This is a genomic window from Mesorhizobium sp. M8A.F.Ca.ET.208.01.1.1, from assembly GCF_004791315.1.
Taxonomy (GTDB): domain Bacteria; phylum Pseudomonadota; class Alphaproteobacteria; order Rhizobiales; family Rhizobiaceae; genus Mesorhizobium.
The window spans coordinates 241,162-266,396 of record NZ_SRUT01000005.1; the positions used below are offsets into that span (position 1 = coordinate 241,162).

Here is a 25,235-nt window from a genome sequence, read left to right on the forward strand (position 1 = left end):
CTGAGGCAGTGCAAGGCGTAGTAATGCTGCAAGACCCGCCGCCCTTCCGACGAATGCTACAAATTTCTGACAAAGAGTGGCGAAGTTAGCAGCCCGCAGCAACGAACGCCGTCTGAATCGCTGGCGGGATCGCCTCGACTCGGGCTACTCAAGCTCTATCCACGCCGGCGCATGATCGCTCGGCTTCTCCCAGGCCCGGGTCTCTACATCCACCCCGGCATCGCCAAGCCGAGGCGACAGCGAGGGACTGACCAGAAGATGGTCCATTCGCAGGCCCGAACTCCTGTCGTAGCCGCCGCCATAGGTGTGATTCCAATAAGTATAGACACCCCTTTGCGGATGGATGCGCCGGACCGCATCGACCCAGCCATCCTCAAGCATCCCGGCATAGGCTTGCCGACTCTCGGGAAAGTACACTGCATCGCCAAGCCATCGTCGCGGCACCACTGCATCAATCGGGGTTGGGACGACATTGTAGTCGCCACACATCACGGTCGGTGCGCCCTCTTTGAGGAGACCCCGGCCGTAGCTGATCAGGCGGTCGAACCAACGCAGCTTGTAATCAAACTTGGGACCAGGGGCGGGATTTCCGTTTGGCAAGTACAGGCAGCCGACAACGAGCCCACTAACCTCCGCCTCGATATAGCGGCTATGGCTGTCGTCAGGGTCGCCGGGAAGCCCGCGCCGGCGCTCAACGGGGTCTGCTCCGCGAGCCAGGATAGCAACACCATTATAGGATTTCTGGCCGTGCCAGATCGCGCCGTATCCCGTCTCGCGGATCGCCTCAACCGGAAACTTCTCGTCGGATGTTTTCAGTTCTTGAAGACAGACGACGTCATAACGCGTGGCCCTGAGCCACGCGAGGAGGACCGGCAGCCGACCGTTAACACCGTTTACATTGAAGGTGGCGATACGGATCATCGCTTGCGCACCCAGCTATTTCTTGAGCTTGTCCTCAACCTTCTTGCGGCTGTTACCAACCGATTTCACGGCCGACTTCACCTCGGGCTTGCTTGCTCCGGTCTTGCCCGCCTCATACTTGACTTTCATGATCCTGCCCACCAGCGACCTTCGCGCGATCCTGGCTGCGGCCGCGAGTTGTTTGAGTAGTTGCCATTTTCTTGCTCCAAGGTTGCGTTCCAGTTCTGAACAACGCAGCCGGACTCTTCCGGTTCAATTCAACGACGCGCGTGTGGAACAAAATCCCAGGGCGAGGATTGAATCGCACCATGTATTCGAGTTCGGCATGTCGGCCGTAGAGGCCGCCCTCGGCAAAAAGCGTACACGGCGCAGAGACTCAGACTCTACCCCGCGATACCCACTCCCCACGTTTCGGCCATTTCAGCTCTGCACGCTGACCGACGACATTCCGGTGGGCGCCGATTGGCTCTTCGAGATGAAGTTCGACGGCTATCGAGCCCAGGTCGCTGTCTCCGGATCGGAAGTCGTCGTCTACACCCGCAACGGTCACGACTGGACCCGCCAGTTCAAGGTGGTCCTCCCACCGCTGCGGAAACTCACCAAAGGCTCGGCGCTGATCGACGGTGAAATCGTCGCAATCGACAGCCAGGGCCGCACGAATTTCTCCATGCTCAAAACTGGCATTGCTGCCGGCATGCCGCTCAAGTTCTACGCCTTCGACCTGCTGGAACTTAACGGCGGCGATATCTCGAACCAACCGCTCCTCGAGCGCAAGGAGCGGCTTGCGGAGCTTTTGGGCGAACCCGACCCGGATGATGCTCTGCAGTTTTCCAGCCATATTGCCGATCATGGAGAGAAAATCCTCGAGACCATGTGCGCCGGGGGCCACGAGGGAGTGATCGCCAAGCGCGCGGACAGCCGCTATGTCGGCGACCGAACTGCCACCTGGCTCAAGATCAAGTGCACGAAACGACAGGAATTCGTGGTCGGCGGCTACCGCCCGAGCGACACTGGCCGCGGCATGGCATCGCTGATCCTGGGCACATACGAGAATGGCAAGCTGGTGTACCGGGGACGTGTTGGCACCGGCTTCACCGAGGCGATGCGCAACAAGATCCTTGCCCAGCTTGAACGACGGCGAATGGAAAAACCGGCTTTTTCCTCTGTGCCGCTCGACATCGCGCGTCGCGCCCGCTGGGTGAAGCCCGAACTCGTTGCCGAGGTAACCTATTCAGAGGTGACGCCAGATGGCAGTCTGCGGCATCCCAGTTTCGAGGGGATGCGTGAAGACAAGCGAGCCGATCAGGTCGTCATGGAAGTGGCGAAGACGTCTGGTTCCGCCGACCTCGATCCGGCAATCGGCAAGGAGATCGCCGCTGCGGTCGGAGTCAAACTCACGCATCCGGACAAGCTCATGTACCCCGGAACCAAGGCGACAAAGGCGACGCTCGTCGCGTACTACGCAGCGGTTGCCGAGAGGATGCTACCGCACATCCAGGATCGGCCCCTTTCGCTGGTGCGCGACACCGACGGCGACCTGCAGCAGAGCTTCTTTCAGAAGCACTAGTTGCCTGGCATGCCGAAGGCCATCCATGACGGGCAGCTGGAGAAGATGTCCGGCAAGGAAAGCCGCATCCTCTGGGTCGACGACCTGGCCGGGCTGATCGCCGGCGTACAGATGAACGTGCTCGAATTCCATGTCTGGGGCAGCCTGCGGCAGCAGCCGAGCCTGCCACATCGCATGATCTTCGACATAGATCCGGACGAGGGCCTGAACTTCCGTGACGTCAAGCAGGCAGCGCTTGATATCCGAAGCATTCTGGAAGCGCTCGGCCTGCAGTCGTGGCCGTTGCTATCCGGCGGCAAGGGCGTTCACGTCGTCGTTCCGATTATTCCCGAAGCAAACTGGGAGAAGGTCAAAAGCTTCTGCCAGGACTTCGCTGAACTGCTGGCTCGCACCGACCCTTCGCGTTTCGTGGCCAACATGAGCAAGGCGAAGCGCAAGGGCCGCATGTTTCTTGACTACCTACGCAACGGACAAGGCGCAACGGCAATCTGCCCCTGGTCGACCCGTGCGCGGCCCGGTGCCTCCTGCGCCGTGCCGGTCACCTGGGACGAGTTGCCGACTTTCAAAAGCGCTACCACGTTCGACGTCCTTGCCGCTGCCGCGCGGGCTCAAGAGCCCGACGCCTGGCAGGGTTACTTCGATGTTGAGCAAACGCTGACTGACCGCATTCGCAAAGCAATTCGATAACGATGCTGCTTCCTAGGACGTAGACTCATTACCGCGTAGCCAGATGCGAATTGAGACGAGTTTGAGTGCGGCTAGGTAGTTCTCGGCCAGCTTGTCGTATCGAGTTGCGATGCAGCGGAACTGCTTGGCTTTGTTGAAGAAGCGCTCGACGAGGTTACGCGCCTTGTAGAGGAACGGGCTGAAGCAGATCGGGTCTTGGCGATTGGCCTTTGGCGGGATATTTGGCCCAAGCATTTTGTTCGGTGATGGCAGCGCGCAAAGCGTCGGCATCATAGCCTTTGTCGGCGAGCAGCATGGCCCCTTCAGGCAAATTCTTGATCAAGTCCGCTGCGGATGCGATGTCGCTCTTCTGGCCTGCCGTCAGTAACAGCTTGATCGGCCTGCCTTGCGCGTCAACAAGAGCATGGATTTTAGTTGTAAGCCCGCCTCGGGAACGACCGAGACAATGATCTCGGCCCCCTTTTTTGCCGTCGCACCCTGCTGGTGGACGCGAACAATAGAAGTGTCGATCTTCCGAACTTCGCCGTCATAGGTCTTGGTGACGGCCCTCATCAGGCGGTCCCAGACCCCAGCTTTGCGCCAGCGGTTGAACCGATTGTAGATTGTCGCAGGCGGCCCATAGCGGGCGGGAAGATCGGCCCAGCGAGCGCCTGAGCGCAACACCCAGAAAATACCGTTCATCACACGGCGGTCGTCCACGCGCGGGACGCCCCGCAACTTGTTGGGCAGATGTGGCTGGATCGCTTACCACTCGAACTCAGTCAGGTCATATCGGCTCATGCCGAGCGTGAATCAGATTTCACCGCAACATGAAAGCCGCCAGTCGATAGACGACCCATTCGGACATTCAACAACGAAGGCAGAAAGACTAAATTTCGCCCATGAGCGAGAACTCTTACACCTACTTTCGTGGACGCTGGCCGGATGACATTGTGCCGGAAGGTGAACCGCTCTGGCTACTGTATGAGGTAGATGAGGCGGCTGACAATGTTTTGCGGTCTGTGGAGATCTTTCCCAACGGGCAGGTCACTCGCAACAGTGTTGGACTTGAGCAGCGCAACGGAGACCACTGTCCGTCGCTGATTGATGTCAGCTGGCGCGAAGGCATGGCTGAGGCAAAGCTCGAGAAGATCAGTGCAGATATGTTTGAAGAGCTATATCAAATTGGAGCAGATACACCCTTTTGGTTTGTCCGTTAGCCACCCATCCCGGCCATCTCGTATTTATGAGTTTACGGCCTAGATAGTCAGGGAGATTTGCCGACCTGGCCCGGATCAGGTGTCGCCCAAATTCGGTTAGCGTCACTCCGAGCAAACGGATTCCGGACAGGGAACACCCGATCGGGGGGAGTGCCGCCAGCGGGGGATTGCTGATGCACGCGATCGTGCGGCTGCGCGGGTTTGCTGCAAGTCGGCGTTTTTCACCGTCAGAGCCACCCGTACGGCTCCTCGATGCTTGGCACTCCATCGCGCAAGCCTCCAAACGCTTTACTACCTGAATCGGATCGGGCTTTTCAGCTGAGGGCCGTGGCTAGTGGCCGGGAGGTCCAGGTGATCAGTGATGACATGGCGGCACTGCCGGGAGTCTATCTTGGGTGGGACAGCTAGGAAAAGCTCCTCAATCTTAGGATGGGCGGTGGCGTTGCGAAACGCTCAACCAAGTCAGTCAGGGCGGGCGGCCATGAATCTTCCCACCTTTCTCACCGAATTACTGGCTGGCCAGCGCTGGCGTATACGGTGCCACCGCGATTCCGCGATATCGCTACCGCCCGGCGTCGGTGAGTATTCAACCCTCTACTTGCTGATGGCCGATGACGGTCGCCAGGACGGAGATCACAATATTCGGCAGCGCGATCCCGATGCCCAAGAAGGTGAGAATTTGAAGCCAAACCCAGCGCGACGAGGGACGAAGTCACCATTGTCTGCAACGGTCGACCGCAACCGCCGGCTATTGTTCGGCTTGGCGCAATTGCCCTTGGATTTGGTACTCAAGAAAATCGAGTTGGCCGAAAGTTTGCAAGGAGCGGATGTTCTTTTCCGGTGGCGATCTCGCCGGCAAGCAGTTCGCCGGCAATCAGCCCAAGCGTCGCGCCGCTGTGGCTGAAGGCGACGTAATATCCCTGGATGTCCTTCAGCTGGCCGAAGACCGGCTCGCCGTCGCCGGGGATCGGCTTGGGGCCGACGCCGTAGCTTTCCAGTTCCAGTTTCGGATGACCCTCAAGAACCTTCGAGGCTTCATCGAGAAGGCCCTGTACGGTCGAATCCTTCACACCATAGGTGCCGTCGGAATCGACGGCCACCTCTTCTTCCGACCAGGCGGAATCGAGCGCGAGAGCTCCGTCCGGCGTCGGGCGGATGGCGACGCGCGGTGTGTTGAGCACGGCCCGGAGGGGCAAATCGACCGATTTGGTCCTGACCAGCAGAGCGATCGGCGATCCGTCGTCGATATGCTCCCCGGTGACCGCGACCATTCGCGGCACGTCGCCGCCGGTCGCCAGCAGGACCGCATCGGCAGCGAAGCTGGCGCCGTTTGTCGTGGTCACGCCGGTGGCGCGGCCGTCAATGACGGTGACCGCGGCGCTTCCGGCGTCGGTGACCAGTTGCCCGCCACGCTGCAGGAATTCCGCGATCAATATCTCGATCAGCGACGGCAGGTCGACCCACCCCTCGCCAGGGTTGAAGATCGCACCTTGAGGCGTGACAGCGCTTGCGGCGATGCCGGGGGTAGCTGAAGCGATGGCACCCGCGGACAGATGTTGCGCGTCATAGCCGAGGCCCTTTTCATGGGCGAAGATATCCGCGATCTCGTTGGAGGCGTCATCGGCATCCCATGTCAGGCCGCCGTCAAAGCGCAGCCAGGCAACATCCGGATATCTTGCCGAGAGCGTGCGGTAGCGGTCGATACCGATCATGCGCAGGCGATGATACTCCGCTGATCGCCTGCGCGCGGAATTCAACCAGGCGAGCGAGCGGCCGGAAGCTCCATTGGCGAGCGGTCCATCATTGACCAGAACGGTTTCGATCCCGAGCCTCGCAAGATGAACCGCCGAGGAGACACCGAAAATGCCGCCCCCGACAACAACGACCTTTGAGACCGAACGTGAGGTAGCCATGGGATATTCTTTCGATTGGTGGAGGTTGGTGGGGCGACCGTTTCAGGGGGCCGCGATCGTGGGATCAAAGCACTTCGGCTAGGAAGTGCTTCAGGCGTGCGCTTTTCGGTGTATCGAAGATCGCAGCGGGCGTGCCGGCCTCGATGACGCGGCCCTCATCCATGAAGACGACCTGATCGGCCACCTTGCGAGCAAAGCCCATTTCATGGGTGACGACAACCATCGTCATGCCGCGCCGGCCGAGATCCGCCATCAGATTTAGGACGCCCTTCACCAGTTCGGGATCGAGAGCGCTCGTAACCTCGTCGAACAGGATGACCTCCGGGTCCATTGCCAGCGCGCGGGCGATTGCCACCCGCTGCTGCTGACCACCGGATAGGCTGCCGGGACGATGGTTCTTGCGGGCAGCCAGCCCGACATCGGCAAGGCGCGCCTCGGCGATGCGCTCGGCCTCCGGCACCGGGAGGCCTTTTACCTTCGTCAGCGACAGCATGACGTTTTCCAGGGCCGTGTGGTCGGGAAACAGATTGAACTGCTGGAACACCATGCCGACACGCCGGCGCAGCTTTTCAGTCTTCATCGCCAGGATGCTCGCGCCATCGAGCAACACGTCGCCGCCCTTGGGCTCGACCAGGCGGTTGAGGCAGCGCAGCAAGGTCGACTTGCCCGAACCTGATGGACCAATGACGCATGTGACCGTGCCAGGCTTGACCGTCAGGCTGACGCCTTTGAGAACATTGAGATCGCCGTAGGCCATGTCGAGATCGGTGACGGCGAGACTGCCGCCCTTGAACCGGGGCAGCGCCGAGCGGTCTTCAGGGCTGGTCTCCGAAGGCGGGCCGCCGATGGCGCTTTCCAGTTCGCTGACTTCGGCAAGGCCGCTGGTGACGAGGCCAGGCCTTTGCTTGCCGACCCGCAGCGAGTTGTCGATGTAGTTGACCACATGGGTCAACGGCACGGTGATGACGAGATAGAAGACACCAGCCAGAAGCAATGGCGAGAGGTTTCCGGTGACCACCGCCTGGTCCTGCCCGACCCGGAAGATCTCACGCTCCGACGCGAGCAGGCCGAGGAAGTAGACAAGGCTCGAATCCTTGACGTTGCCGATGAACTGGTTGACCAGGGCCGGCAAGACGCGGCGGATGCCTTGCGGTATCACGATCAGGCGCATGCCCTGGCCGTAGCTCATGCTGAGCGCCCTGCAGGCCTCCATCTGCCCACGCTCGACGCTCTGGATGCCGGAGCGGAAGATTTCGCCGATATAGGCGCCGGCGATCAGGCTGAGGGCGAGGATGCCGAGCGGAAAGGGCGACGGCCCGAAGATCTCACGGCCGACGCGGGCAAAGCCCTGGCCGATGAGCAGAATCGTGACAATCGCCGGAAGGCCACGGAAAATATCGGTGTAGACGCGAGCCGGAATGCGCAACCAGCGCGATTGCGAGATGCCCATGACCGCAAGGATCATGCCCAGGATCATGCCGAGCACCGTGGATGCGGCGGCGAGGATCAAGGTGTTCTTCAATCCGATGGTGATCATGCTTGGCAGCACGTCCGCCATGGCTTGCCAGTCGAGGAAACTGCGCCGTAAGTTTTCAAGCCAGTCCATTCGGTCCCCTTTCCGTTGCGCTGTTGGCACCGGCAGACATAGCGCGGCAGGTAAGGTCCGGCCGCCGGCACCCAGGCCGACGGCCGGGCGCGGCTACTTCTTGGGGAGATATTGGTCAGGCATCGGCGAACCGGGGAACCATTTTTCGTAGAGCGTCTTCCAGGTACCGTCCTGCATCGCAGCGTGAAGCGCGGTGTTCAATGCATCGCGGAACTTGTCGTTGCCCTTGCGTATCACGAAGCCGGCGGGAGCGTCAAAGGACGGAATGTTGATTGCGATCTTCAGCCCGGGATACCGCTCGCCATACTGCTTGGCGGCCTCGTAGTCGAGGAAATGAGCGTCCACCGTGCCATTATTGAGCGCCGAGACGGCCGAATTGTTGTCAGGAAATTTGACGAGATCGGTTCCGACAAAATTCTTCGCGGCGTAGATTTCCTGCAGCGTACCCTGGACGACGCCAAGACGCTTGCTCTTGAGCCCATCCGCCGACGTGATGGCCTTGTCGGCGGTCAGCACGGAGAGATAGCCTGCAAGATACCCGTCAGAAAAGTCGACCGTGTGCTTGCGCGCATCCGTCGTGCCGATCGCGGAGACAGCGACATCGAATCGCCCGTTGGCAACCGAGGGCATAAGCGCCGAGAATTCCTGGCCGGTGAAGATCACCTGGTCGGGTTTGAATCCAAGGCGACCAGCGACGTTGCGAAACAGTTCAAGGTCGAACCCTGTGAATGTGCCATCCGCCTGGGTGAAAGCGTATGGCTTGGCGTCTCCCATGGTGCCGACGCTGATGACCTTCGCATCAATGAGGCCAAAGGGATTGTCATCCGCCGCGGAAGCCCGCGAAACCAGACCCGCTCCGATGCATACAACCATAAGAGCCATTGCGCCGGCCCGGACCGGCGAGATCAACGGCTTGAGAATTCCAATCCTGCTCATGTCTTCTCTCCACTCTGAAAGTTGTTCTTCTGGTTTTGTCTGTTCCGGAAAATTTCACGCGGCACATCGTTCGTCGGCGCACCGCACGCTAGCTGTCACTCCGTGTCAGGAATCACCTTTCGTTAGAGACCGGTCTCTTATTGCGTGAGACCGGTCTCTTTGGTAAGGGTTACCGTCAGATTGACCTTCCGTCAATAACTCTTGTAAGTCCTCATTCGATGAAAACAACCGCGCCGAAACGGTCGATAACAGTCAGCGATGTCGCCCGCGCGGCAAACGTGTCGAAGGCGACAGCCGCGCGCGTGCTGGGTGGATACGGCGTGGTCAGCGAAGCGATCCGCGCTGAGGTTATGGCTGCGGCCAAGACACTGGATTACCGCCCTAACGAGCTGGCCCGTAGCATGACGACCGGCAGGTCCGGCATCATCGGAGTGGTGGTTGGCGATATTGAGAACCCCTTCTTCAGCCTGGCAGTGCGCGGTATCAGCGATGCGGCAAGGGCGGCTGGCTTCAATGTCATTCTGGCCAACTCCGGCGAGAAGATCGAAGTTGAAAAGGCAGCCGTGCGGCTTTTGATCGGCAAGCGCGTCGACGGGCTGATCGTCACACCGTCGGAATCGCGCGACATCTCGCACCTGCGCGACATCCATCGTTCTGGCCGGCCGCTCGCCCTGCTCGACAGGGCGCTGCCCGATCTGGATGTCGATACAGTCACGGTCGACGATCGCGGCATCGCCATGCGGGCGACCCGCGTTCTTCTGGATGCCGGACACCGCGACATCGCCTATGTGACCGCGGTCGCCTCCGAGGGGCGTGAGTACCGCGATCTCGGGCAAATCTACACCTCGTCGGTTCGCGAGCGTATCGACGGGTTCCTCGCCGTGTGCCGAGATGCCGGAATTGACCGGCCGGAACGTTTTGTTCGCCTTGGGGCGACTAGCCATGTCGAAACGCGCAGGGTTGCCGACGAAATGTTGTCAGGGCCGGATCGGCCGACGGCGATCCTTGCTTCCGACAGCGTCATAGCACTGGAGATATTCAGGGTGATCCGCCAGCGTGGCCTGCAGGTCCCCGAGGATATCTCCCTGATCACCTTCCATGATGCGGATTGGACGAGCGTGACAACCCCGCCAGTTACCGTCATCGATCAGCCCGTTTATGCGCTCGGCAACAGTGTCGCGGAACTGCTCATCCGGCGGTTAAAGGGCGAAATACGATCGCCCGAAAGGCTCATCCTGCCGACCACGATCATCGAACGCGGATCCGTTGGGCCGCCGTCGAGCTGAGGATCCTAGACGCCTAGCGCCAAGCGCAGGTACCGCAGCGGCGATCGGCCGATTGGTCCAGCCATGGCAGCGTCGAGCCGCGCCTGACCTCGACATTGCCCGGCAGCTTGGTCACCAGCGGAAGGTCGGCACGGCCGATGTCGATATAGACCAGCTGGACCTCGCCGAGCTGCTCGACATAGTCGACCGTCCTCTCGAACAGATAGTCCGTATCACTGGCGATCGCGAGATCTTCCGGCCGCACGCCGAAGCTGACCCCACTCCCTTTGCCGAAGCAGGCGTCGCGATCGGCACTGTCGCCTTGCGGCCATGGGCGTGCCGACCTGCCCGATGTGGCTCCGTGTCGCCTTTGTCACCAACCGGATACCCTCCAGCCCAGCCTGGTCGACCAGGTGAAAGATCGCTTTGGCATCGCCCGGCAACGGCTCGCTGAAATGGATACGGCGGCCAGGCTCGATCATACCGGCCAGGATTTCACGACGTTCCTCCAGCGCCATGTCGCGCAGATCATGACCATTGAGGTGCAACAGGTCGAACGCGACGAAATAGAGGTCGTGCTGCCGGCGGGTTATCGCTTTGCATCGTTCAGAACGATGATCTCGCCGTCGATAATGGCGCTTTCGGCGCCGAGCTGCGCGGCTTCCTCGACCAGGGTGCGATATTTTGAGGTCCAGTCGAGACCGTTGCGCGTGTAAACGCGGGTGCCATCCTCATCGATGACGAGCTGCGACCGATAGCCGTCGAACTTCACCTCGTGCAGCCAGTTCTCGCCGTCGGGCGGTTGATCGACAAGGGGCGGCATCAAAGGCGCGACGAATTTCAAACGCATACTAACGGACTCACAAACCGGCGATTCAATCGGCATTTGCTAAAATAGTTCCCAAATTGGCAGTGCCGGCCGAAACAAACTGGCGCACAGCACGTTGCGCTCGATCTCAGACGGGAGTGAAAACGATGACTGACGACAAGAACAAGCTTGGCTATCAGGATCGCGGCCGCGTGAGCGGAGATGAGGAATATGAGGTCGGCTACTTCGCCAGCAAATTCGGCCTGTCTATCCCGCAGGTCCGTGAATTGATCAAAAGGCACGGCAACGATCGCGACACCCTTGAGCGGGAGGCGAAAGCTCTCAATGCACGATCAAATGGAGCAACGTCTTGAAGCTTGAAAACGAAGTCCGCCACAAATCTGAGGAGGTGGATGATAGGGTCTTAGCGGACGCTGTCACGGCGCTTCAGAGGCGAGTTACGGTTAGTCACGACTTCGACATCCCCTACATTGCTGGCTATAGCGAAGATGCGAAAACCGTCTACATCGATCGGCATCTACCGCGCACGATCGCATGGAAGGGCGTCGACATGCGACTTACGCCCTTCCTGGTCACGCACGAGATTGTAGAGAAGGCACTCCTCGACGAGTTGAGGTTGCACTACCTCCATGCCCATCAGATTGCGTTGCGCGCTGAGCAGGGAGCTGTCAGAGGCGCCGGCCTGACTTGGCGGGCCTACCAGTCGGTGATGAAAGCTCACGAGAAACAAATCGATGAAGAGGCGCTCAAGCGCGTTCCCGGCGATCTGGATCTCACACCATATAGGGATCTAGATGACTTCGCTGTTTTGGAGCACTTGCTCAAGGGCGCCTGTTAGAATTGCACCGGGATCGATGGCTCGGAGTATCTCCGGCTCTTCCAGGGTTGGCCCGGATAAATCGGCCATCTGTCCACCTGAATCGTTCGTCCGGCAGGCGCCTTATCCCCAACGCCCCTCGCCCAAAAAGGCGTCGGCCATCCTTCATCCTTCCCGCGCGAATGTGGGCTTCCAGTCCCGGTTGCGCGCCCGCTGCTGGCCTTCGCAGTCGGGAATGCCTGTGAAAAACACCTGTCGCCGATCGCGGCCGGCGGCTTTGCAATCCGGACACGAGGTCCTGACGTAATGAGCCATAGCCGGCCTAGGCGGTCGGGCAATGCTCGTACGCGTTCAAATTCCGTGGGTCATCACAAGGTAGACAACAGGGACGAACGCCAACCAGCCGCCCATTCCCAGAAGCACCCACATAGCCGTGCGCTCGGTTCGCCTGACAAGATCGGCAATGTTTTCCTCGTCAGTCAAAGACACGGCGTTCGGCAAACCAGGCTCAGGCGAAGGATTGTCATTCGCTGCGTCGTTAGCGTTCGCATGCACCTTCGATATCTGGGCCAATGTCATCGTTTCCATACTCCAAATAGAGGACCCGCCAGCCTGCCGGAGCGGCTCGCGGGTCCTATCAGCACAGGAAGGGACGTAGCTGTGCCGATCCATGAAATGTCACCCGAGGATTATGCCCATCACCAAAAAGGTGACGGCCGTCGCGAAAATCGGCGCTAGCAACCAGCGCGCTTGCCCAACGCTTCTATCCATCTGCTTTCTCCGAATTTGGAGAAGCAACTACCCTGGCTCGAGGCCGTTCCGCCGTGTCGAAGAGGCACGACCATTGCGCATCTGCGAAGGGACCTTGGTCATGCAGAAGATCAGACCGAAGTCCCGGCAGGGAACGTCTGGCCTGCCGACAGGTTTGGATTTTTGGCGCACAGGCGGTCGTGCCGTTCGCCAGGTCAGAGGAGAAAAAGTATGAGAATGCACCTAACCAGCGGCGCCGCGGCGCTCGTTCTGCTTGCCGGCGTCGGCGCGGTGGCAGCGCAGGATGTTGTCATCACACCCGAACAGGACACTGTAGTGCGCGAATACGTGAAGAAGCAACCGCTGGCTTCAGTCAAGATTCCGGGAGTGGAACTGAACGTCGGCACGGCTCTACCTGACACGGTCGAGCTCCACGAAGTTCCGAACGTCAAGTATCGTTATGTAGTGGTCGACAAACACACAGTTCTGGTCGACCCGGGCACCCGCAAGATCGTCAAAGTCTACGACTGAAAGTTCGAACGAACTCGCGCCCCGCCGCCAACCGTGGCGGGGCGTGTAAGGCGTGCATCGCACGTCACACCTCAACCGGACAAATGAAGATGAAGAACCCTGAGCTTGAGACGACCGAGGCTCTAGTGGCGCGCTTGGCAGATCTGCAGGCGAGAATGCGGGCAGCGCGTATAACTGAGGCCGAACTCAAAATCTTTCACAAGGTCGTGGCCATCATGGATGTCGGTCACGGTCAGATTGCTGGCGACGACCTGATTGCTGCATCTTTCCTCACCGAAGACGCTGGTCAATGAGCGGCCGCCCGAAAGTCGTGGAAAGAAGCATGCCGCCTTGGCTTCGCCCGGCAGCGGCTCGGTAAACTGAATCCGACCGCCGTCCCGATCATGCTGGCCAGGATCGCGCGACGGCCTTCCAGCGCCATGTCGCGCAATCATGCACATTGAGATGCAGCAGATCGAAGGCCACGAAATAGAGGTCGTGCTGCCGGGGGGAGGTGGCCTTGCGCAGCCCGCGAAGTCAGACAGACCAGCATTGTTCAAAACGATGATTTCGCCGTTGACTATGGCGCTCTCCGCCCAAGGTATGCGGCTTAAGCCTCTGGCTCGCGAACTTGGACGCTCCAGTCGAGACCGTTGGGTGTAAATGCGGGTGCCATTCTCGTCGATAATGAGTTGCCAGCGAAAGCCGTCGAACTTCACCTCGTGCAGCCAGTTTTCGCCCTCGGATGGCTGAGCGATATGCGTCGGCATCAAAGGCGCGACAAACCTCAAACGCATGACTGGACTCGCAAAAGCGCGATTCCATCAGCATGTGCTAAAATAGTTTCGGGTAGGCTTGATGTTAGACACATGCGCTGACTCGCAACTGTGATTCAATTAGCATATGCTAATATAAGTCCGGAACTCGTGACGGCTTGTTTCGATCGCCATGACAAAGCTATCAGACCTCGGCCCACCGATTCCAGGCAAGGTGCACAGCGCCGTCTTCATTCGCGAAGCAGATCATTTCTATAACTGTCCGACATGCGGTCAGCCGGTCGATCAGCGCGACTTGCGCCAGATCATGTGGCACGAGGAGCCCGGCCACGAACCTTTGGAACCGGAGCCATCTGCGACGATTCTTGAATTTCGCCCGCGCAAATAGGCTCGCTGGCCCCAGCTGCGCGCGCTGCCGCCTTGCGCACGGAATCGCTCATAGGCTTCGTCTGCCGCGCGTTGCCTCTCGATCCGGTTGACCTCGGGAAGCGGCGGGGGATCGGACGGCGGCTTGCGCATGCACCATCTGTCGCCGCGAAAATCCCAATGCTCGATCGCAACAAGTTCAGAGCCGGAAAGGAGCACGCTGACGTTCAACAGAGCAAAGTGCAGCTTCCGCGCATCCCACCAGACCGCTGCGGGCCCGTGTTCCCATGGCGTCCAGCCCTTGCCGGGCCGCTCGGTCAGTTCGTGGTCGCGCAAGGATGCCTCTTATTTTCGTTCGTTCGGATGCTTCGGATCTATTTCAGGAAGAGCATAACCGCCCGTAGCCGGCGGGATGCTCATATCATCCCAACCTTGTGTCCCACCGGTTAGGCTCGGCGCCGCCTCCTCTCGATGCCCCCGGCGCCGAGCCGCCTAGATCGAGCGTGAGAATTCCTTTTCCTTAAAACGGCCAAGCAACGCTATGACGACGCCAGCGGCCAGGGTGAAGGCCAGGACCGGCATCGGGCCTGCCCCTCCGTTGGCATCGCCCTCAAGGCCGCAGCGACTCGCCGGTCATTCATGTCGTCAGTCGCACCTGCAATCCCGACTGCAAACCTGGCACCCATTCGGCCTGCAGCCTGAACCGGACAGCCAATTTTTCAGCGAAGGCTGCCAAGCGTACTTCGAAGAGCAAACTGATGACACTACGCTGAACAGCCTTACGCGATCACGCCACATCCTCTGCTCCGACACATCGCCCATACTTACAACGCGGCGGAACCTGATCGGCTCGCCCGGCCGGCGCCTTGTCCCCAACGCCCCCGCCAAAAGGCGACAGCCATCCTTCATCCTTCCCGCTCGAACGTCGGCTTCCAGTCCTGGTTGCGCTCGCTGCTGGCGTTCATGAACTCCAGCCGGGCCATCCGCAAGCGCCTATAGAAGCGTGTCCAGGAGCACGCTGGACCGGCGCCGAAGGGCATGAAGCGGCCGGCGACGCAATGGGTAAAGCCTGGGCACATTGGCCGCGTAAAGCACCTGCGGGGCGAGGAAGACCTTCGTCACGCCCCGCTGCAGGATTTCCGAGAAGAGGAATAGCCTTGCCTTTAGCCGGCGCCCTGGTTTTATAGCGGCCTCGCTGTTGGAGTTGGGAGCATGCCAATTCGACACAAAGCTGCTGAGGCCGGCATTCTTCAGCCACCGGAACTGGCCCTGCTTGCTCGCGTTTTCCATCGCCTCAAGAGCGATGATCAATCACCCGGTACTCGTGACGCCCTCGCATCCCGTATCATTGCCAATTACATGGCCGGCATCAAAGATGAAGCCGAGCTGACATCGCTTTCGAAGCAGCCCCTGGGCCGGTAGGAGGAACCTAAGAGCCGTCCTGAAATTATGGCTTAATGAGAGCGCGTGGCATCGATTTCCTGGACCAATGGATCGCGAACAACGTCGCGGAGACGGCAAAAGCAGATGTCATCACCGTGGACGAACTTACCCATAAGCTAATTGCCGATGCGAAGGCGCTCGGCATTAAGCGTGGGGAGATCGACGAAGAGGTCGACAGCCTCTACCGCACCATCATCGAAGCCATCATGCATTTCGACCCCAGTCTTCCCGAGTGAGTTTGCGCGGCCGCTGGTTCCTTGACGACTGGGTCGTAAATCATTGCCGGACGAACCGGTTGGCAATCCGATCGCTGCTAGCGACGTGCCCGATCAAATGTTGAAAGCTGCTGAAAAGCTGGGGATCGCACCCAGCGAGGTGACTGAAGAAGTGGGGAGCGTCTTCGAAGTGATCTTCGAAGCGATGGCGGATCGCCGTGGCGGCTGACTCGTTCGCAGTCCGTTCCCATTTTGGTCATCCCTGACGGCAACAATTGAGCATGACCTAAAATGTGTGGACGCGTTTTCGTAAAGCCACAATCCCCGACATGGTGCGGCGCTTCGAATTTGCTCATCCTGGCGATATCGCGCTTATAGCAGGAATTGCGCCCCGACAGTGTCTTGCTGCGACCCCGGTCATTTTATGAATCCCTGGTCGCCGGGAACCTCGGAGGTTCGACGACGTTCCGCCTTTTTCGAACAATGGAGGTCGTCATGGACTGGAACCGCGTCGAAGGAAATTGGAAGCAGGTGAAGGGTAAGGTCAAGGAACAGTGGGGGAAACTCACTGATGATGACCTTGATCGCATCGCAGGTAAGCGCGACCAGCTCGAAGGCAAAATCCAGGAGCGCTACGGCATCGAAAAGGATCGCGCGCGACGCGATATCGATGACTGGTATGGCAGGCAAGGTTGGTAAAACCGAAAGCGAAAGATGGCCCGGCGGTGGGCGGCGCCGGACCTACCTGCGCTCCCACGTTGATAGTTCGTCCTGACTTCGCCCACCAGCCGAATGACAATTCAGCAGGCCAGCACATCGACCCCTTGCTTGGCCGGGGACTGCCTTCAGTCGACGCTCAGCTCCAGACTAATTCGCGCGTATAACGGTCTTCTCGCAGCAGCGCCCGCATACTCCTTTATCGCGGTCGAAGTCGGACGTGGTTCCAAGGGCCCCGGTGATCTGGCCGACTTGAGCTGGAGTTACATTCAATTCGTCCACGATGCAGCTGTCGCAGATAGCGATTGGCTTCTGAGCAGTAATCCACGAATTGACGCGCTGGGCAGTGTTCATTCACGAGCATCCACTGGGGCTTTTTCAGTTTTCCGATGCTATAAACAATTGGCGACTTCTAATGTTCCGTAGCCTCTTCTTTCCCGGCCACGACGCAGTCCGCGCCCCTCGCTTCTCCGCGGGAACCATCGCCGCCATGCAGAAAATCCGCTGGTGTGCCCATCGAGGGAATCACGAAGGAGAAGTCGGCCTTCGACCTGCCAGCGGAGAGTGGCCAGAGCTTTCAAGCTTTTAAAGGACCTGCCCACAGGGGCCACGAACAAACGCCGTAAGCGCGTAAAGTATCATGCCGATTCCGACGGGGAAGTCGTGCGTCTGAACCGTGTGTGCAAGGGTGCACCCGCCTAACGCCCGGGAAGGCGCGACCAGCATGCCGCATGACAGCGGCATTGGTCTTGTCCGATAGTATCTCGACGTTCTCGCTGCGCATCAGTGTCTTGCGGATCAGTTTGCAGCACCGTAAGAGCACGAGCCCGCCCACCCCGACCCTTTATGAGTTCACGGTCAGGGGCGATTTGCGCAACCACGTATCCGCGGTGAGTTGCTGAACGACGAAATCCGCGACATCGGCTCGCGCGATCGTCCCGCCATGTACCCCTGAAAGGTCGGTCACTGCCTTGATGCGGCCGCGCGCTGGCTTGTCGTTGAGCACCATCGGTCGAACGATGGTCCAGTCGAGCGTGCTGCCCCGGATGGCATCTTCCTGGCGATCCTTGTCTTCATAGACCTTCCGCAGCATCAGGGGCAGGAGCAGTCGGTCGAAGAAGAAACCGCCATGGCCGCGGCTGTCACCGGCGCCGAGGCCGGTGATGCATACCAACCGGCGGATGTTCTGCTGCTCCATGACCGACCAGCGCGCGCGTCGCCGTCGAGAGCAGGGTCACCTTGTGGAATGGGCCCATGGCAGGTGCCAATGAACTGACAACGGCATGCTTTGCCATTGATCAGCTGCCTCTCACCTGTTCGATCAGAGGCTTACATAGTGCGGCTTGTCTGCACAGACACTACAGCTGCGAGCGCAGTCTGCTCGACAACCAGTCCGTCACCTTTTCAGTCCACGGCCGCGCTTGCCACTCCTCAAGACTGATCTGCCTCGACCGCCCAAGGTCCTGGTTGAACAGATCGATCTGCGTCTGTGCGAAATCCTTGCCGTAAATGTTCAGATTGGCCTCGTCGTTGAGACGCAGCGACCGCTCGTCCAGGTTGGCCGAGCCGAAGCTGGCCCACACATCATCCACGATCAACAGCTTAGGGTGATACATTGTCGGCTGAAACTCGTGGATGCGCACCCCGGCTTTGAGCAACTCGCCCCAGAAATAGCGCGAGCCTTTTCGAACGATGGGGACATCCGTCAGCGAGTTGGGGACAATGACGTCGACCGCGACGCCTCTTTTCCTGGCGTCCAAGATTTGCTGGATCGCAATGTCGTCCGGAACGAAATAGGCCATTCCGATCCGCAGGTGATCCTTGGCGGCAGCCATGGCGGCCAACATCATCAACTCCATGTTTACAGAGCCATTCGGCTGGGAAGCCAGGATCAACTGCGCGCTGAGTGATCCTGCGGGTTCAGGTGGCGGGTAGAATTTTTCACCTTGCAAGGTCTCGCCTGCCGCCTCGAGCCAGTTCTCGGCGAACGCCGCCTGGAAGGCGGATACGGCGGGTCCTTCTACCTGATAGTGGGTGTCTCGCCACTCATTCGGGTTGCGTGCGTCTCCCAGCCAGTTGTCGGCGATCCCGACGCCTCCGGTAAATGCGATCTTCCCGTCAATTATGAGAAGCTTGCGGTGGGTTCGATTGTTCACCCGATCCATTGTGTACCAATGGACGGGTCGATAACGCTGAAACCGCACTCCGGCGCTCGTCATGACGTGGACTAGATCTTCGTCGAAGGGGAGGCTGCCGGCCCAGTCGACAAGTACGCGAACCTCGACGCCGTCTCGCGCCTTCGCAGCCAAAGCGATGGCGAAGTCGTAGCCGACCGTACCCGACCAATAGATGTAGGTTTCCATATCGATGCTGGAATGAGCAGCATGGATCGCTCGCAGCATCGCGGGAAAGATATCGTCGCCATTGACCAGGGTCTGTACGGCATTCGCATCGTACATCTGTCCGTTTGAATAGCTGCTCATGCTCCTTGCGAATGCGGGATCTTCAGCATTGAAAACGTGTGGGACGATCGTGCGCATCGCGCGTGGATCCGGCATCAGGTTAATCGCCACCAGCGTGACCAGGCCGGCCGTGATAGCAACGGCAAGATATTTGAGATTATCGAGCCAACGCCCAAGCCTTGGCCGGACGGCGACCGCCTTTCTGATAGCAGATCGCATTCCAAAGTTGCTCAGCCGCACGTCTCTTGCCATGTTCAAACGGTGAATTCGCCCAACAAGAACACTCGATTGGGATGAGGGTTCCCGGATGGAATGCACCGGGCTGGGTCCAGTCTGCACGGTGTCGCTTCGCGCGATTGACTGGAACGTGGAGACCCTCCCGGAGTTGTAGCAAAATCACCTTATCCCGAAGGACAACTCATGACCCACGATCGAGAGCAAGATAGCGACCTCACCCCGGCCCAGGCCACGGACCGGATCTGGGGACTCGCCACGGATATCGACATCTGCATGTTTGTGACCTGGGACGGGAAATACAATCGCGCCCGTCCTCTCTCGGCTCGCGTCAGGAGGGACGAGGATGCCGTCTATTTCCTCGTCAATGACGACGGCGCCAAGAACAAGCAGCTGGCGAAATATCCCAAGGTGACATTGGCCTGGAGCGACAGCAGCCACTACAAATACGTTACGATCTCGGGGTCGGCCGCAGTGACAAACGACAGAGGGAAAATCGCGGAGCTCTGGGAAAAGACCGACAAGGCCTGGTGGGAAAGCGCCAGCGATCCTGAAATCCGGCTTATCAAGGTGACCCCGGACGAAGGCGAATTGTGGGACAGCCCGGGGCTTGTCGTCGCTACTGCAAAGATGGTTTTCGCTGCAGTTACCGGGGCCAAACCTGATGTTGGTGACAATGCCAAGGTGCAACTCTGAAATTCCCGGTGAGGCTTGTTGCAGGGGCAGGCAAGAGTGAACCGGAGCACCTTGCCCAGCAAGGATCCGGGATATTCGGCTAGTCTATTTCGATAATCTTCCGATGCGCTTCCCGCAGCTTGGGCCGCAGCCTTGCAACATCCCGCACGAACATTCGCAGCCTGGCTTTGGACGCTGGAGTGCGAGGCTGAGGCGGGCAGGCTCGAGCGCCCTAGCTAGGCCGATCGCTTGCGCGATGCCGTGGCTTTGCCTTTCTCCGACTTGCCGTCCGCTTGCGCCAGGCTCTTGCGCAAAATCTCGGCCAGGTTGACGACATTTTCCTTCGGCTTGGGCGCCGGTTTTGGCGGCGGCTTGCCTTTGCGCTTGGCCTCGATCATCGCGATCAGCGCGTCCTCGTAGGTGTCTTCAAATTTCGACGGATCGAAACGGGTCACTTTCTTGTCGATCAGCAGGCTGGCGACCTCGATCAGGTCCGCATCATATTCTACCTTCTTGATATCGGCGAACACGCTTTCCGCAGATATCATCTCGCCGTGGCTGCGCAGCTCGGTCAAGAGCATGCCTTTGCCGAAGGGCTGGATCAGCACTTCGCGGCCACGCTGGTAAAGCACGACGCAGGAGCGGGCCGCGACCTTTCTCTCCTCCATGGCCTTGCGGATGATTTCAAAAGCTTCGGCCGCTGCGCCGTCGGCCGGAATGAGGTAATACGGCTTTTCAAGATATCGCGTGTCGACATCGTCGAGGTCGACAAACTCGCCGACTTCCAACGTGTGCTCCGAGGTAAGCTTCAGCTTTTTGAGTTCATCGGGCTCGACATGCACGTAGTCGTCCTTGTCGATCTCGAAACCCTTCACCTGGTCCTCGGCGTCGACTTCCTCCTCAGTCGCTTCATCGATGTAGGCGCTTTTTACCGGCAAGCCGTCCCTGCGATTGAGAATTTTGAAATGGTTCTTCGACGCCTCGCTGGTCGCGCCGACGATCTTCACGCCACATGTAACGGATCCGACTTTCAAGAAGCCCTTCCAAACGGCTCGTGGTGCGGTCATGCGGGTTCCTCGATGGCTGATAGCCAACAAACGGACGCCACCTGCAATTGTTCCTACGAACCCCGGCCATCTGGCGCCGGACGCGACTCAAGGCATCCCCGCCGCCAGTTGATGGGCTGGACAGATTGTTCCGGTCATGTTGGTGTCGACGATGCGACGGGCCTTTTTTCCAGTCCTGGTCGAGAAAACCGTGCCGAGGCCGCGCCCGGCATTTAGAAAAAGAAGATCGATACGATCGCCGATCCGGGCGATCAATTTTTCGGCGCCCTCTAGGGTTGCCAGATCGACTTCAAGCGCTTCACCGCCACGTCTTCGACGAAAGCGCCCTCGGCCGCTTGCCTGATCGCCGGCTCATCGGCCGCGATGATCAAGTTAAAACCGGCCCTCGCCCAAAGTTTGGCGAGTTTCTTGTCTATCTCCTTGAGGCCCCGGTAACCACCGCCAGTTTTGTTGCTGCCGGTCATATTTTGCGCTCCTGGTTGCGCCCCAACCACCGCGCGGCAGGATTGTCCCTTGGATCCGTGCGCCAGCGTCAGATGGTGCGGCGGCCCGGAAGCGAAGTTTTCTGTACAGGTGGAACAACACTCGTGTCCGGAAGTTCGGCAGCCAAGGAGAAGCAGATGCAGTATGCCCAAGACATCGCGCTGAAACGGGTTGGTATTCTGATCGAACACTATGTCGTGGCCAGAAGCACTTCCTGCGATTTTGTCTCGACGGAGTCGGCTTGCCAGGCTGTCCGTCCCTTCATGCGCAGTCCGGTCGATGACGCGGCACTCGATCTGGTGCTGGCCAGAAAAGCATCACGGCAAGGCCTATCGGTTCGATTTGACCGGATGGGTCACTGGTCTAACGTCTTGCCAGTGGCACGGAAGGGAGGCTTGGAATGAGAACCATTCTGTTGGTGACGATTGCGCTTGCTGCCTTGACGGGATGCAATGAGGATCCCGCCAAATCCAAGACGGATACGGTCAACAGCCAGCCTGTCGACAAGAACCCGAAGATCGACAGCAATCCGACGCCGCAGAGCAGCACCGGCGGCGACCAGCAGGGCACGCAGCCCACTCAACCGACATTGCCCAAACCCTGAGGGCTAGGTCTAAGCCCTGAGCTGTGAAGTAAAGTGCGGGACGAGGTCAAATCGGTTCGCAGCAGTATTCGGCGTCTCTGCCTCCGACGAGGAATGCCTGCCTGGCAAATCGCGCCGGCTATTCACCGCGCAGTACCGCGAGGCAGCCCCTGAGTGCCGCGAGACGAACTTCCGAGGCCGGCGCCGGCCAGTCACGCAACAGGAGTTGCGCTGAATCGGCCACCGTAATCACCACCCGGTCCCGGTCAATCCGGCCGGGCGCCCTCGCTTCCACCCAGCGCCGTCCAACTCTGCGTTCGCCAAATTCTTCCTCCGTTAGAGTGGACAAACGAAGTGCTCTGCGTCCGCGTCAGCCTTCGTTGAGCAAAGCCGTACAGACTTCGCCAAGGACGCGTGGCAGCACGTTGAACGAGTAGCCGATGTGCAGCCGTTCCAGCGGCGTGTGATAGTCCCGACCCCACGGACCGATGTTGATCGTCGGAATGTTGGCCAGGCCACGATGCAGGGGCCACCGCACACCGTCGCGCCACATAGGTGTGTTGCGGGCAACAACGTCGAGCGAAGACTCGACCGCCTCCCCAAAGAAGCTCATATCAGAGATGCCCGCGAAATAGTCCGCGCAGCCGATTGCACAGCCGTAGCGTCGGGTTGCGTTGGCGGCGATCTCTAAGGCAATTTCGCGCAACCTCTTTGCAGCCGGTGTTTGGTACAGATTTGTCGGCAAATAGGGGATCGAGCCAAAGCCGACGACGATCGCCGGCTCGGAAAGATGGCTCAATCGCCACGCTTCTTCCGTGACGAGCCGACACTGTTCAGGCAGCGAGAGCTCTCCGTCGGCAAGCGAAGCGCCGAGTTCGCCCAGCTTGGACTTGGCGTCCTCGTCGAGGCCGGCAGCAATAGCCTCAAAGCGGTGTAGCGCAACGCTATCGACCAGGTTGACCGCAGCGGAGCCATTGCCTGGGCCGAGGCGCAGCTTGAGATCTCCCAGGCAGGCCGAAACCGCATCGGCGCAAAGCCGCTCGAAACGGTCGAGCATCTCGTCTGGCGCCCAGCGATAGCTCAGCACGTTGAAGGTGACGGCGTTGTCACGTCATAGCCGGCCTTGCTGTCGTGGATGCTGAGCAGGCTAGCCGGCGTGCCAGTCCCCAACTGGGACTGGTCGGTCAGTTCCGGCGCCCATTCCACGCGCTTGGCGATGGCGGCGGCCAGCTGCGGCGTTCAAGCCGTTCAACGGAAAGCCGCTGTGGGCAGGGATGCCGATCACATAGGCGGTGGGCAGTAGTTTGCCGACGGTGCCCAGGGCGATGATGCGACCCTTGCTGCCGTCGCCATCGTCGGCGATCGCATCGAGATTGATCGCCGCGGCCAAGTCGAGATCGCGTTCGCGCGCGATGAATGGCAGCGCCTGCGCGGCTTTGCGCGCGCCGGCCGAATTGTTCTCCTCGTCGGGAACGGCGAGGAAAAAGATGTTCCCCGGCGGATTGGCGCTCTCGGCGAATTGCGTGCAGACGGCCAAATCTCGCCGCGAGGCCGGCTTTCATGTCGAGCAGGCCGCGGCCGGCGAGAAATTCCCCCGAGGCAAAATCGGCGCGCGCGCGTTGGGCGGCCGCTGTGCCACCATCTGCGAGGCTTTTGCCGAGCGCCGGCGTGAGCAGATGGTCGGTTGGCGATATCCTCCAACGCGCCATAGTCGCGGGTGGTGACCGTATCGTAGTGTCCCGTCAGCACGACAGTGGCTCGGCCGCTGCCGCGCAGCAGCATCGCCACGCAGTGTCGGCCATCTCTGGGTTCGACCTCGATGGTCCATATTTCCGCTTGGCGAAAAGCGGTCTCCTGGCCCAGCTTGCCCGCCAGCCTAGTGTTTGCGAGCCCGTTCCTTCAAGAGCGCGACAGGGCTGGACCAAGCAGCGCGAGCAACTGTTTCCACGTCGCTCTCCGGTCGAAGCTACCGCGACGCAAGGCTGCGCGAGCTCGGCCGAAGATAGTGGACCGAGCAACCGGAAAACCCTGCTGCGTGACACCAACGGTGACGGCGTGCCAGAATATCAGGGCGTGTTCCTCGATTATCTCAACTCGCCGTTCGGCGTCGCTCTGATCGGCAACGATCTGTACAGATGACGGTTCAATAGGCTATTCGCGCCTATGGTCCTGGGTGCGATAGGCTGTCCTGTCATCTTTTGCCCACTTGCCTGGGCTAGGCTCATCTCGCGGCGGGCAGGAGGAGGTCGATGTGACGACGACAAGCCTTGCCGGCACCCTGAAAAACCGCAGCAAACAGGTGGCCAAACGCCTGCTCGGCTATGATTCGCGCAACTGGCTGCGCATCCGCCAGATTGAGGCGTTCACGCTTTTCCTAGAAGCCGGAAACCGCAAGGCCTCGGACGTGATCGAGATCTCGCCCGGCTGGAACCGATACTGGCGGACAATGTGCCCAAACTACCGGTCGGTCGATTTCCCCGCCTTCGACATCTGCCGGGACCGTACGGAAGAAGAATATTCCATCGTCATCGCCGATCAGGTGCTGGAACATGTCCGGCGGCCGGCGGCGGCCGTGCAAAACATCCACGCCATGACCAGGCCAGGCGGCTGGGCGATGGTGGCGACACCGTTCCTGTTTCGCGTGCACGCCAGGCCACACGACTACAACAGGTGGACGCCCGCCGGCCTGAAGCAGCTGATGGTCGAGGGCGGCTTTGCCGAAGCAAATGTCAAGGTCCATGGCTGGGGCAACAAGGCCTGCGCCAGGGCCCACATCGGTGGCCCTGTGCGCGCCTACGGTCTGTGGCGGGACCTCAGCAACGACGAGGAATACCCGCTGATGGTCTGGGCCTTCGCAAAGAAGGGGGCGGCAACGGCTCAGTAGTTGCCGTTGTAATAGCGGTCGTCGCAGGGTGCGGTGTAGATGCGGCCGTAGCGGTCCTGGTAGCGGCAGAGCTGTTCGCCGCGGGGCTGCTGCGGGGTGGTGGCGGAACCGACGACGGCGCCGAGCAGCGCACCGCCAGCCGCGCCGATGACAGTGCTCTTGGTGTTGCCGCCAATCGCCTGGCCGACCAGCGCGCCGCCGGCGCCGCCGAGGAGCGCACCCGTGGTGGCGCGCTGCTGGCCTTCGGTCTGCGACTGGCAGCCGGCAAGTGCTGCGGTAACCAGCACCGCGAGAATAGCCTTCTTGATGATCATCACTGGAACTCCACTC

General features: G+C 60.0%; 29 protein-coding genes and 6 pseudogenes. 15 read left to right on the top strand and 20 right to left on the bottom strand.

Annotated features, from left to right (window positions below):
* Positions 1-144 precede the first annotated feature (144 nt).
* Entirely contained in the window at positions 145-921 is a 777-nt protein-coding gene (gene xth / locus EN851_RS23065; RefSeq protein ID WP_135880769.1) for an exodeoxyribonuclease III, read from the bottom strand.
* A gap of 15 nt (positions 922-936) precedes the next feature.
* A pseudogene (locus EN851_RS23070) lies at positions 937-1,117 on the bottom strand (DUF3606 domain-containing protein).
* 129 nt (positions 1,118-1,246) lie between these two features.
* On the opposite strand from EN851_RS23070, the pseudogene ligD reads away from it, so the two are divergent.
* Positions 1,247-3,175: pseudogene (gene ligD / locus EN851_RS37875) on the top strand (DNA ligase D).
* Positions 3,176-3,187: 12 nt separating this feature from the next.
* Here ligD and EN851_RS23080 read toward each other — a convergent pair.
* Positions 3,188-3,916, bottom strand: a pseudogene (locus tag EN851_RS23080) (IS5 family transposase).
* A gap of 140 nt (positions 3,917-4,056) precedes the next feature.
* Here EN851_RS23080 and EN851_RS23085 point away from each other — a divergent pair.
* Positions 4,057-4,374: a hypothetical protein gene (locus EN851_RS23085; protein ID WP_135880767.1), complete on the top strand. Its 318-nt coding sequence runs from the start codon at positions 4,057-4,059 to the stop codon at positions 4,372-4,374.
* A gap of 788 nt (positions 4,375-5,162) precedes the next feature.
* Here EN851_RS23085 and EN851_RS23090 read toward each other — a convergent pair.
* The 3 genes from EN851_RS23090 to EN851_RS23100 all read right to left on the bottom strand — a co-directional run bounded on the left by EN851_RS23090 (position 5,163) and on the right by EN851_RS23100 (position 8,829).
* Positions 5,163-6,287 carry an FAD-binding oxidoreductase gene (locus EN851_RS23090; RefSeq protein WP_135906964.1) on the bottom strand — a complete coding sequence of 375 codons (1,125 nt, stop codon included), beginning with the start codon at positions 6,285-6,287 and terminating at the stop codon, positions 5,163-5,165.
* A 64-nt stretch (positions 6,288-6,351) separates the two neighbouring features.
* Entirely contained in the window at positions 6,352-7,893 is a 1,542-nt protein-coding gene (locus EN851_RS37720) for an amino acid ABC transporter permease/ATP-binding protein (RefSeq protein WP_135906966.1), read from the bottom strand.
* Positions 7,894-7,986: 93 nt separating this feature from the next.
* Positions 7,987-8,829 (bottom strand): ABC transporter substrate-binding protein, encoded by an 843-nt coding sequence (locus tag EN851_RS23100; protein ID WP_135930068.1) that lies wholly within the window; start codon positions 8,827-8,829, stop codon positions 7,987-7,989.
* A gap of 218 nt (positions 8,830-9,047) precedes the next feature.
* On the opposite strand from EN851_RS23100, the gene EN851_RS23105 reads away from it, so the two are divergent.
* Positions 9,048-10,115 carry a LacI family DNA-binding transcriptional regulator gene (locus EN851_RS23105; protein WP_135907083.1) on the top strand — a complete coding sequence of 356 codons (1,068 nt, stop codon included), beginning with the start codon at positions 9,048-9,050 and terminating at the stop codon, positions 10,113-10,115.
* A 67-nt stretch (positions 10,116-10,182) separates the two neighbouring features.
* Here the strand turns inward: EN851_RS23105 and EN851_RS23110 are convergent.
* Positions 10,183-10,424: pseudogene (locus EN851_RS23110) on the bottom strand (TOBE domain-containing protein); the annotation flags it as partial.
* Positions 10,425-10,537: 113 nt separating this feature from the next.
* A pseudogene (locus tag EN851_RS37880) lies at positions 10,538-10,980 on the bottom strand (ATP-dependent DNA ligase); the annotation flags it as partial.
* An 89-nt stretch (positions 10,981-11,069) separates the two neighbouring features.
* Here EN851_RS37880 and EN851_RS23120 point away from each other — a divergent pair.
* Both EN851_RS23120 and EN851_RS23125 read left to right on the top strand, forming a co-directional pair.
* Complete coding sequence (locus tag EN851_RS23120) at positions 11,070-11,276, top strand: DUF3606 domain-containing protein (protein WP_135880762.1); 207 nt, start codon at positions 11,070-11,072, stop codon at positions 11,274-11,276.
* Positions 11,273-11,761, top strand: a complete 489-nt coding sequence (locus tag EN851_RS23125) for a hypothetical protein (protein WP_245511655.1) — start codon at positions 11,273-11,275, stop codon at positions 11,759-11,761. The genes EN851_RS23120 and EN851_RS23125 overlap by 4 nt, the downstream gene beginning before the upstream one ends.
* A gap of 330 nt (positions 11,762-12,091) precedes the next feature.
* Here the strand turns inward: EN851_RS23125 and EN851_RS23130 are convergent, their stop codons facing one another.
* Positions 12,092-12,319, bottom strand: coding sequence for a hypothetical protein (locus tag EN851_RS23130; RefSeq protein WP_135880761.1), 228 nt, complete (start codon positions 12,317-12,319; stop codon positions 12,092-12,094).
* A gap of 402 nt (positions 12,320-12,721) precedes the next feature.
* Between EN851_RS23130 and EN851_RS23135 the strand changes: the two genes are divergently transcribed.
* A complete protein-coding gene (locus tag EN851_RS23135) occupies positions 12,722-13,021 on the top strand; it encodes a DUF1236 domain-containing protein (protein ID WP_135880760.1) in 300 nt (99 codons plus the stop codon).
* 122 nt (positions 13,022-13,143) lie between these two features.
* Here EN851_RS23135 and EN851_RS37885 read toward each other — a convergent pair whose 3' ends face one another.
* Together EN851_RS37885 and EN851_RS36450 are read right to left on the bottom strand one after the other, a co-directional pair.
* The gene (locus EN851_RS37885) at positions 13,144-13,797 is read right to left on the bottom strand and encodes a hypothetical protein (RefSeq protein WP_167531273.1); all 654 of its coding nucleotides are present in this window, start codon (positions 13,795-13,797) and stop codon (positions 13,144-13,146) included.
* 264 nt (positions 13,798-14,061) lie between these two features.
* A complete protein-coding gene (locus EN851_RS36450) occupies positions 14,062-14,478 on the bottom strand; it encodes a hypothetical protein (protein ID WP_167531274.1) in 417 nt (138 codons plus the stop codon).
* 876 nt (positions 14,479-15,354) lie between these two features.
* Here EN851_RS36450 and EN851_RS23155 point away from each other — a divergent pair.
* The 4 genes from EN851_RS23155 (at position 15,355) to EN851_RS23175 (ending at position 16,499) form a co-directional block, all read left to right on the top strand.
* A complete protein-coding gene (locus EN851_RS23155; protein WP_135880757.1) occupies positions 15,355-15,564 on the top strand; it encodes a hypothetical protein in 210 nt (69 codons plus the stop codon).
* Between the two features lie 35 nt (positions 15,565-15,599).
* Complete coding sequence (locus EN851_RS23160) at positions 15,600-15,821, top strand: DUF768 domain-containing protein (protein ID WP_135906974.1); 222 nt, start codon at positions 15,600-15,602, stop codon at positions 15,819-15,821.
* Between the two features lie 43 nt (positions 15,822-15,864).
* Positions 15,865-16,029 (top strand): DUF768 domain-containing protein, encoded by a 165-nt coding sequence (locus tag EN851_RS23165; protein ID WP_167531275.1) that lies wholly within the window; start codon positions 15,865-15,867, stop codon positions 16,027-16,029.
* A gap of 266 nt (positions 16,030-16,295) precedes the next feature.
* The gene (locus EN851_RS23175) at positions 16,296-16,499 is read left to right on the top strand and encodes a CsbD family protein (protein ID WP_091586081.1); all 204 of its coding nucleotides are present in this window, start codon (positions 16,296-16,298) and stop codon (positions 16,497-16,499) included.
* A gap of 862 nt (positions 16,500-17,361) precedes the next feature.
* Here EN851_RS23175 and EN851_RS23180 read toward each other — a convergent pair.
* Together EN851_RS23180 and EN851_RS23185 are read right to left on the bottom strand one after the other, a co-directional pair.
* Entirely contained in the window at positions 17,362-17,715 is a 354-nt protein-coding gene (locus EN851_RS23180) for an NAD(P)H-binding protein (RefSeq protein ID WP_348630730.1), read from the bottom strand.
* Positions 17,716-17,875: 160 nt separating this feature from the next.
* Positions 17,876-19,219, bottom strand: a complete 1,344-nt coding sequence (locus EN851_RS23185; RefSeq protein WP_245511656.1) for a phospholipase D-like domain-containing protein — start codon at positions 19,217-19,219, stop codon at positions 17,876-17,878.
* Between the two features lie 180 nt (positions 19,220-19,399).
* Here EN851_RS23185 and EN851_RS23190 point away from each other — a divergent pair, with 180 nt between their 5' ends.
* Positions 19,400-19,909: a pyridoxamine 5'-phosphate oxidase family protein gene (locus tag EN851_RS23190; protein ID WP_135906978.1), complete on the top strand. Its 510-nt coding sequence runs from the start codon at positions 19,400-19,402 to the stop codon at positions 19,907-19,909.
* Positions 19,910-20,124: 215 nt separating this feature from the next.
* Here EN851_RS23190 and EN851_RS23195 read toward each other — a convergent pair whose 3' ends face one another.
* From EN851_RS23195 to EN851_RS23200, 3 genes are all read right to left on the bottom strand, one after another.
* Entirely contained in the window at positions 20,125-20,955 is an 831-nt protein-coding gene (locus EN851_RS23195; protein ID WP_135906980.1) for a Ku protein, read from the bottom strand.
* Positions 20,956-21,042: 87 nt separating this feature from the next.
* Positions 21,043-21,210 (bottom strand): hypothetical protein, encoded by a 168-nt coding sequence (locus EN851_RS36455; RefSeq protein WP_167531276.1) that lies wholly within the window; start codon positions 21,208-21,210, stop codon positions 21,043-21,045.
* 14 nt (positions 21,211-21,224) lie between these two features.
* The gene (locus tag EN851_RS23200) at positions 21,225-21,419 is read right to left on the bottom strand and encodes a hypothetical protein (protein WP_135906982.1); all 195 of its coding nucleotides are present in this window, start codon (positions 21,417-21,419) and stop codon (positions 21,225-21,227) included.
* A 156-nt stretch (positions 21,420-21,575) separates the two neighbouring features.
* On the opposite strand from EN851_RS23200, the gene EN851_RS23205 reads away from it, so the two are divergent.
* Together EN851_RS23205 and EN851_RS23210 are read left to right on the top strand one after the other, a co-directional pair.
* The gene (locus EN851_RS23205) at positions 21,576-21,842 is read left to right on the top strand and encodes a hypothetical protein (protein ID WP_135880750.1); all 267 of its coding nucleotides are present in this window, start codon (positions 21,576-21,578) and stop codon (positions 21,840-21,842) included.
* On the top strand, positions 21,839-22,042 hold the full coding sequence (locus EN851_RS23210) for a hypothetical protein (RefSeq protein WP_135880749.1): 204 nt from the start codon (positions 21,839-21,841) through the stop codon (positions 22,040-22,042). Before EN851_RS23205 ends, EN851_RS23210 begins: the two co-directional genes overlap by 4 nt.
* A gap of 118 nt (positions 22,043-22,160) precedes the next feature.
* Here the strand turns inward: EN851_RS23210 and EN851_RS23215 are convergent, their stop codons facing one another.
* The 3 genes from EN851_RS23215 to EN851_RS23225 all read right to left on the bottom strand — a co-directional run bounded on the left by EN851_RS23215 (position 22,161) and on the right by EN851_RS23225 (position 23,558).
* Positions 22,161-22,316, bottom strand: a complete 156-nt coding sequence (locus tag EN851_RS23215; protein WP_135907085.1) for a DUF982 domain-containing protein — start codon at positions 22,314-22,316, stop codon at positions 22,161-22,163.
* A gap of 75 nt (positions 22,317-22,391) precedes the next feature.
* Positions 22,392-23,078, bottom strand: a complete 687-nt coding sequence (locus tag EN851_RS23220) for a hypothetical protein (RefSeq protein WP_135906984.1) — start codon at positions 23,076-23,078, stop codon at positions 22,392-22,394.
* A gap of 90 nt (positions 23,079-23,168) precedes the next feature.
* Positions 23,169-23,558 carry a hypothetical protein gene (locus tag EN851_RS23225; RefSeq protein WP_135930069.1) on the bottom strand — a complete coding sequence of 130 codons (390 nt, stop codon included), beginning with the start codon at positions 23,556-23,558 and terminating at the stop codon, positions 23,169-23,171.
* Between the two features lie 449 nt (positions 23,559-24,007).
* On the opposite strand from EN851_RS23225, the pseudogene EN851_RS36460 reads away from it, so the two are divergent.
* Positions 24,008-24,154 (top strand): annotated as a pseudogene (locus tag EN851_RS36460) (sorbosone dehydrogenase family protein); the annotation flags it as partial.
* A gap of 118 nt (positions 24,155-24,272) precedes the next feature.
* On the top strand, positions 24,273-24,905 hold the full coding sequence (locus tag EN851_RS23235) for a methyltransferase domain-containing protein (protein ID WP_135880744.1): 633 nt from the start codon (positions 24,273-24,275) through the stop codon (positions 24,903-24,905).
* Here EN851_RS23235 and EN851_RS23240 read toward each other — a convergent pair.
* Complete coding sequence (locus EN851_RS23240) at positions 24,899-25,219, bottom strand: YMGG-like glycine zipper-containing protein (protein ID WP_135881133.1); 321 nt, start codon at positions 25,217-25,219, stop codon at positions 24,899-24,901. The two genes, EN851_RS23235 and EN851_RS23240, sit on opposite strands and share 7 nt — an antisense overlap.
* Between the last annotated feature and the right edge of the window lie 16 nt (positions 25,220-25,235).

Coding starts and splice junctions, on each gene's coding strand:
- EN851_RS23135 (WP_135880760.1), top strand. CDS start 12,722: ATGAGAATGCACCTAACCAGCGGCGCCGCGGCGCTCGTTCTGCTTGCC.
- EN851_RS23105 (WP_135907083.1), top strand. CDS start 9,048: ATGAAAACAACCGCGCCGAAACGGTCGATAACAGTCAGCGATGTCGCC.
- EN851_RS23210 (WP_135880749.1), top strand. CDS start 21,839: ATGAGAACCATTCTGTTGGTGACGATTGCGCTTGCTGCCTTGACGGGA.
- EN851_RS23240 (WP_135881133.1), bottom strand. CDS start 25,219: ATGATCATCAAGAAGGCTATTCTCGCGGTGCTGGTTACCGCAGCACTT.
- EN851_RS23155 (WP_135880757.1), top strand. CDS start 15,355: ATGCCAATTCGACACAAAGCTGCTGAGGCCGGCATTCTTCAGCCACCG.
- EN851_RS23120 (WP_135880762.1), top strand. CDS start 11,070: ATGACTGACGACAAGAACAAGCTTGGCTATCAGGATCGCGGCCGCGTG.
- EN851_RS37885 (WP_167531273.1), bottom strand. CDS start 13,797: ATGCGTTTGAGGTTTGTCGCGCCTTTGATGCCGACGCATATCGCTCAG.
- EN851_RS37720 (WP_135906966.1), bottom strand. CDS start 7,893: ATGGACTGGCTTGAAAACTTACGGCGCAGTTTCCTCGACTGGCAAGCC.
- xth (WP_135880769.1), bottom strand. CDS start 921: ATGATCCGTATCGCCACCTTCAATGTAAACGGTGTTAACGGTCGGCTG.
- EN851_RS23180 (WP_348630730.1), bottom strand. CDS start 17,715: ATGGAGCAGCAGAACATCCGCCGGTTGGTATGCATCACCGGCCTCGGC.
- EN851_RS23205 (WP_135880750.1), top strand. CDS start 21,576: ATGCAGTATGCCCAAGACATCGCGCTGAAACGGGTTGGTATTCTGATC.
- EN851_RS23175 (WP_091586081.1), top strand. CDS start 16,296: ATGGACTGGAACCGCGTCGAAGGAAATTGGAAGCAGGTGAAGGGTAAG.
- EN851_RS23195 (WP_135906980.1), bottom strand. CDS start 20,955: ATGACCGCACCACGAGCCGTTTGGAAGGGCTTCTTGAAAGTCGGATCC.
- EN851_RS23220 (WP_135906984.1), bottom strand. CDS start 23,078: ATGCTCGACCGTTTCGAGCGGCTTTGCGCCGATGCGGTTTCGGCCTGC.
- EN851_RS23130 (WP_135880761.1), bottom strand. CDS start 12,319: ATGACATTGGCCCAGATATCGAAGGTGCATGCGAACGCTAACGACGCA.
- EN851_RS23190 (WP_135906978.1), top strand. CDS start 19,400: ATGACCCACGATCGAGAGCAAGATAGCGACCTCACCCCGGCCCAGGCC.
- EN851_RS23200 (WP_135906982.1), bottom strand. CDS start 21,419: ATGACCGGCAGCAACAAAACTGGCGGTGGTTACCGGGGCCTCAAGGAG.
- EN851_RS23085 (WP_135880767.1), top strand. CDS start 4,057: ATGAGCGAGAACTCTTACACCTACTTTCGTGGACGCTGGCCGGATGAC.
- EN851_RS23100 (WP_135930068.1), bottom strand. CDS start 8,829: ATGAGCAGGATTGGAATTCTCAAGCCGTTGATCTCGCCGGTCCGGGCC.
- EN851_RS23090 (WP_135906964.1), bottom strand. CDS start 6,287: ATGGCTACCTCACGTTCGGTCTCAAAGGTCGTTGTTGTCGGGGGCGGC.
- EN851_RS23160 (WP_135906974.1), top strand. CDS start 15,600: ATGAGAGCGCGTGGCATCGATTTCCTGGACCAATGGATCGCGAACAAC.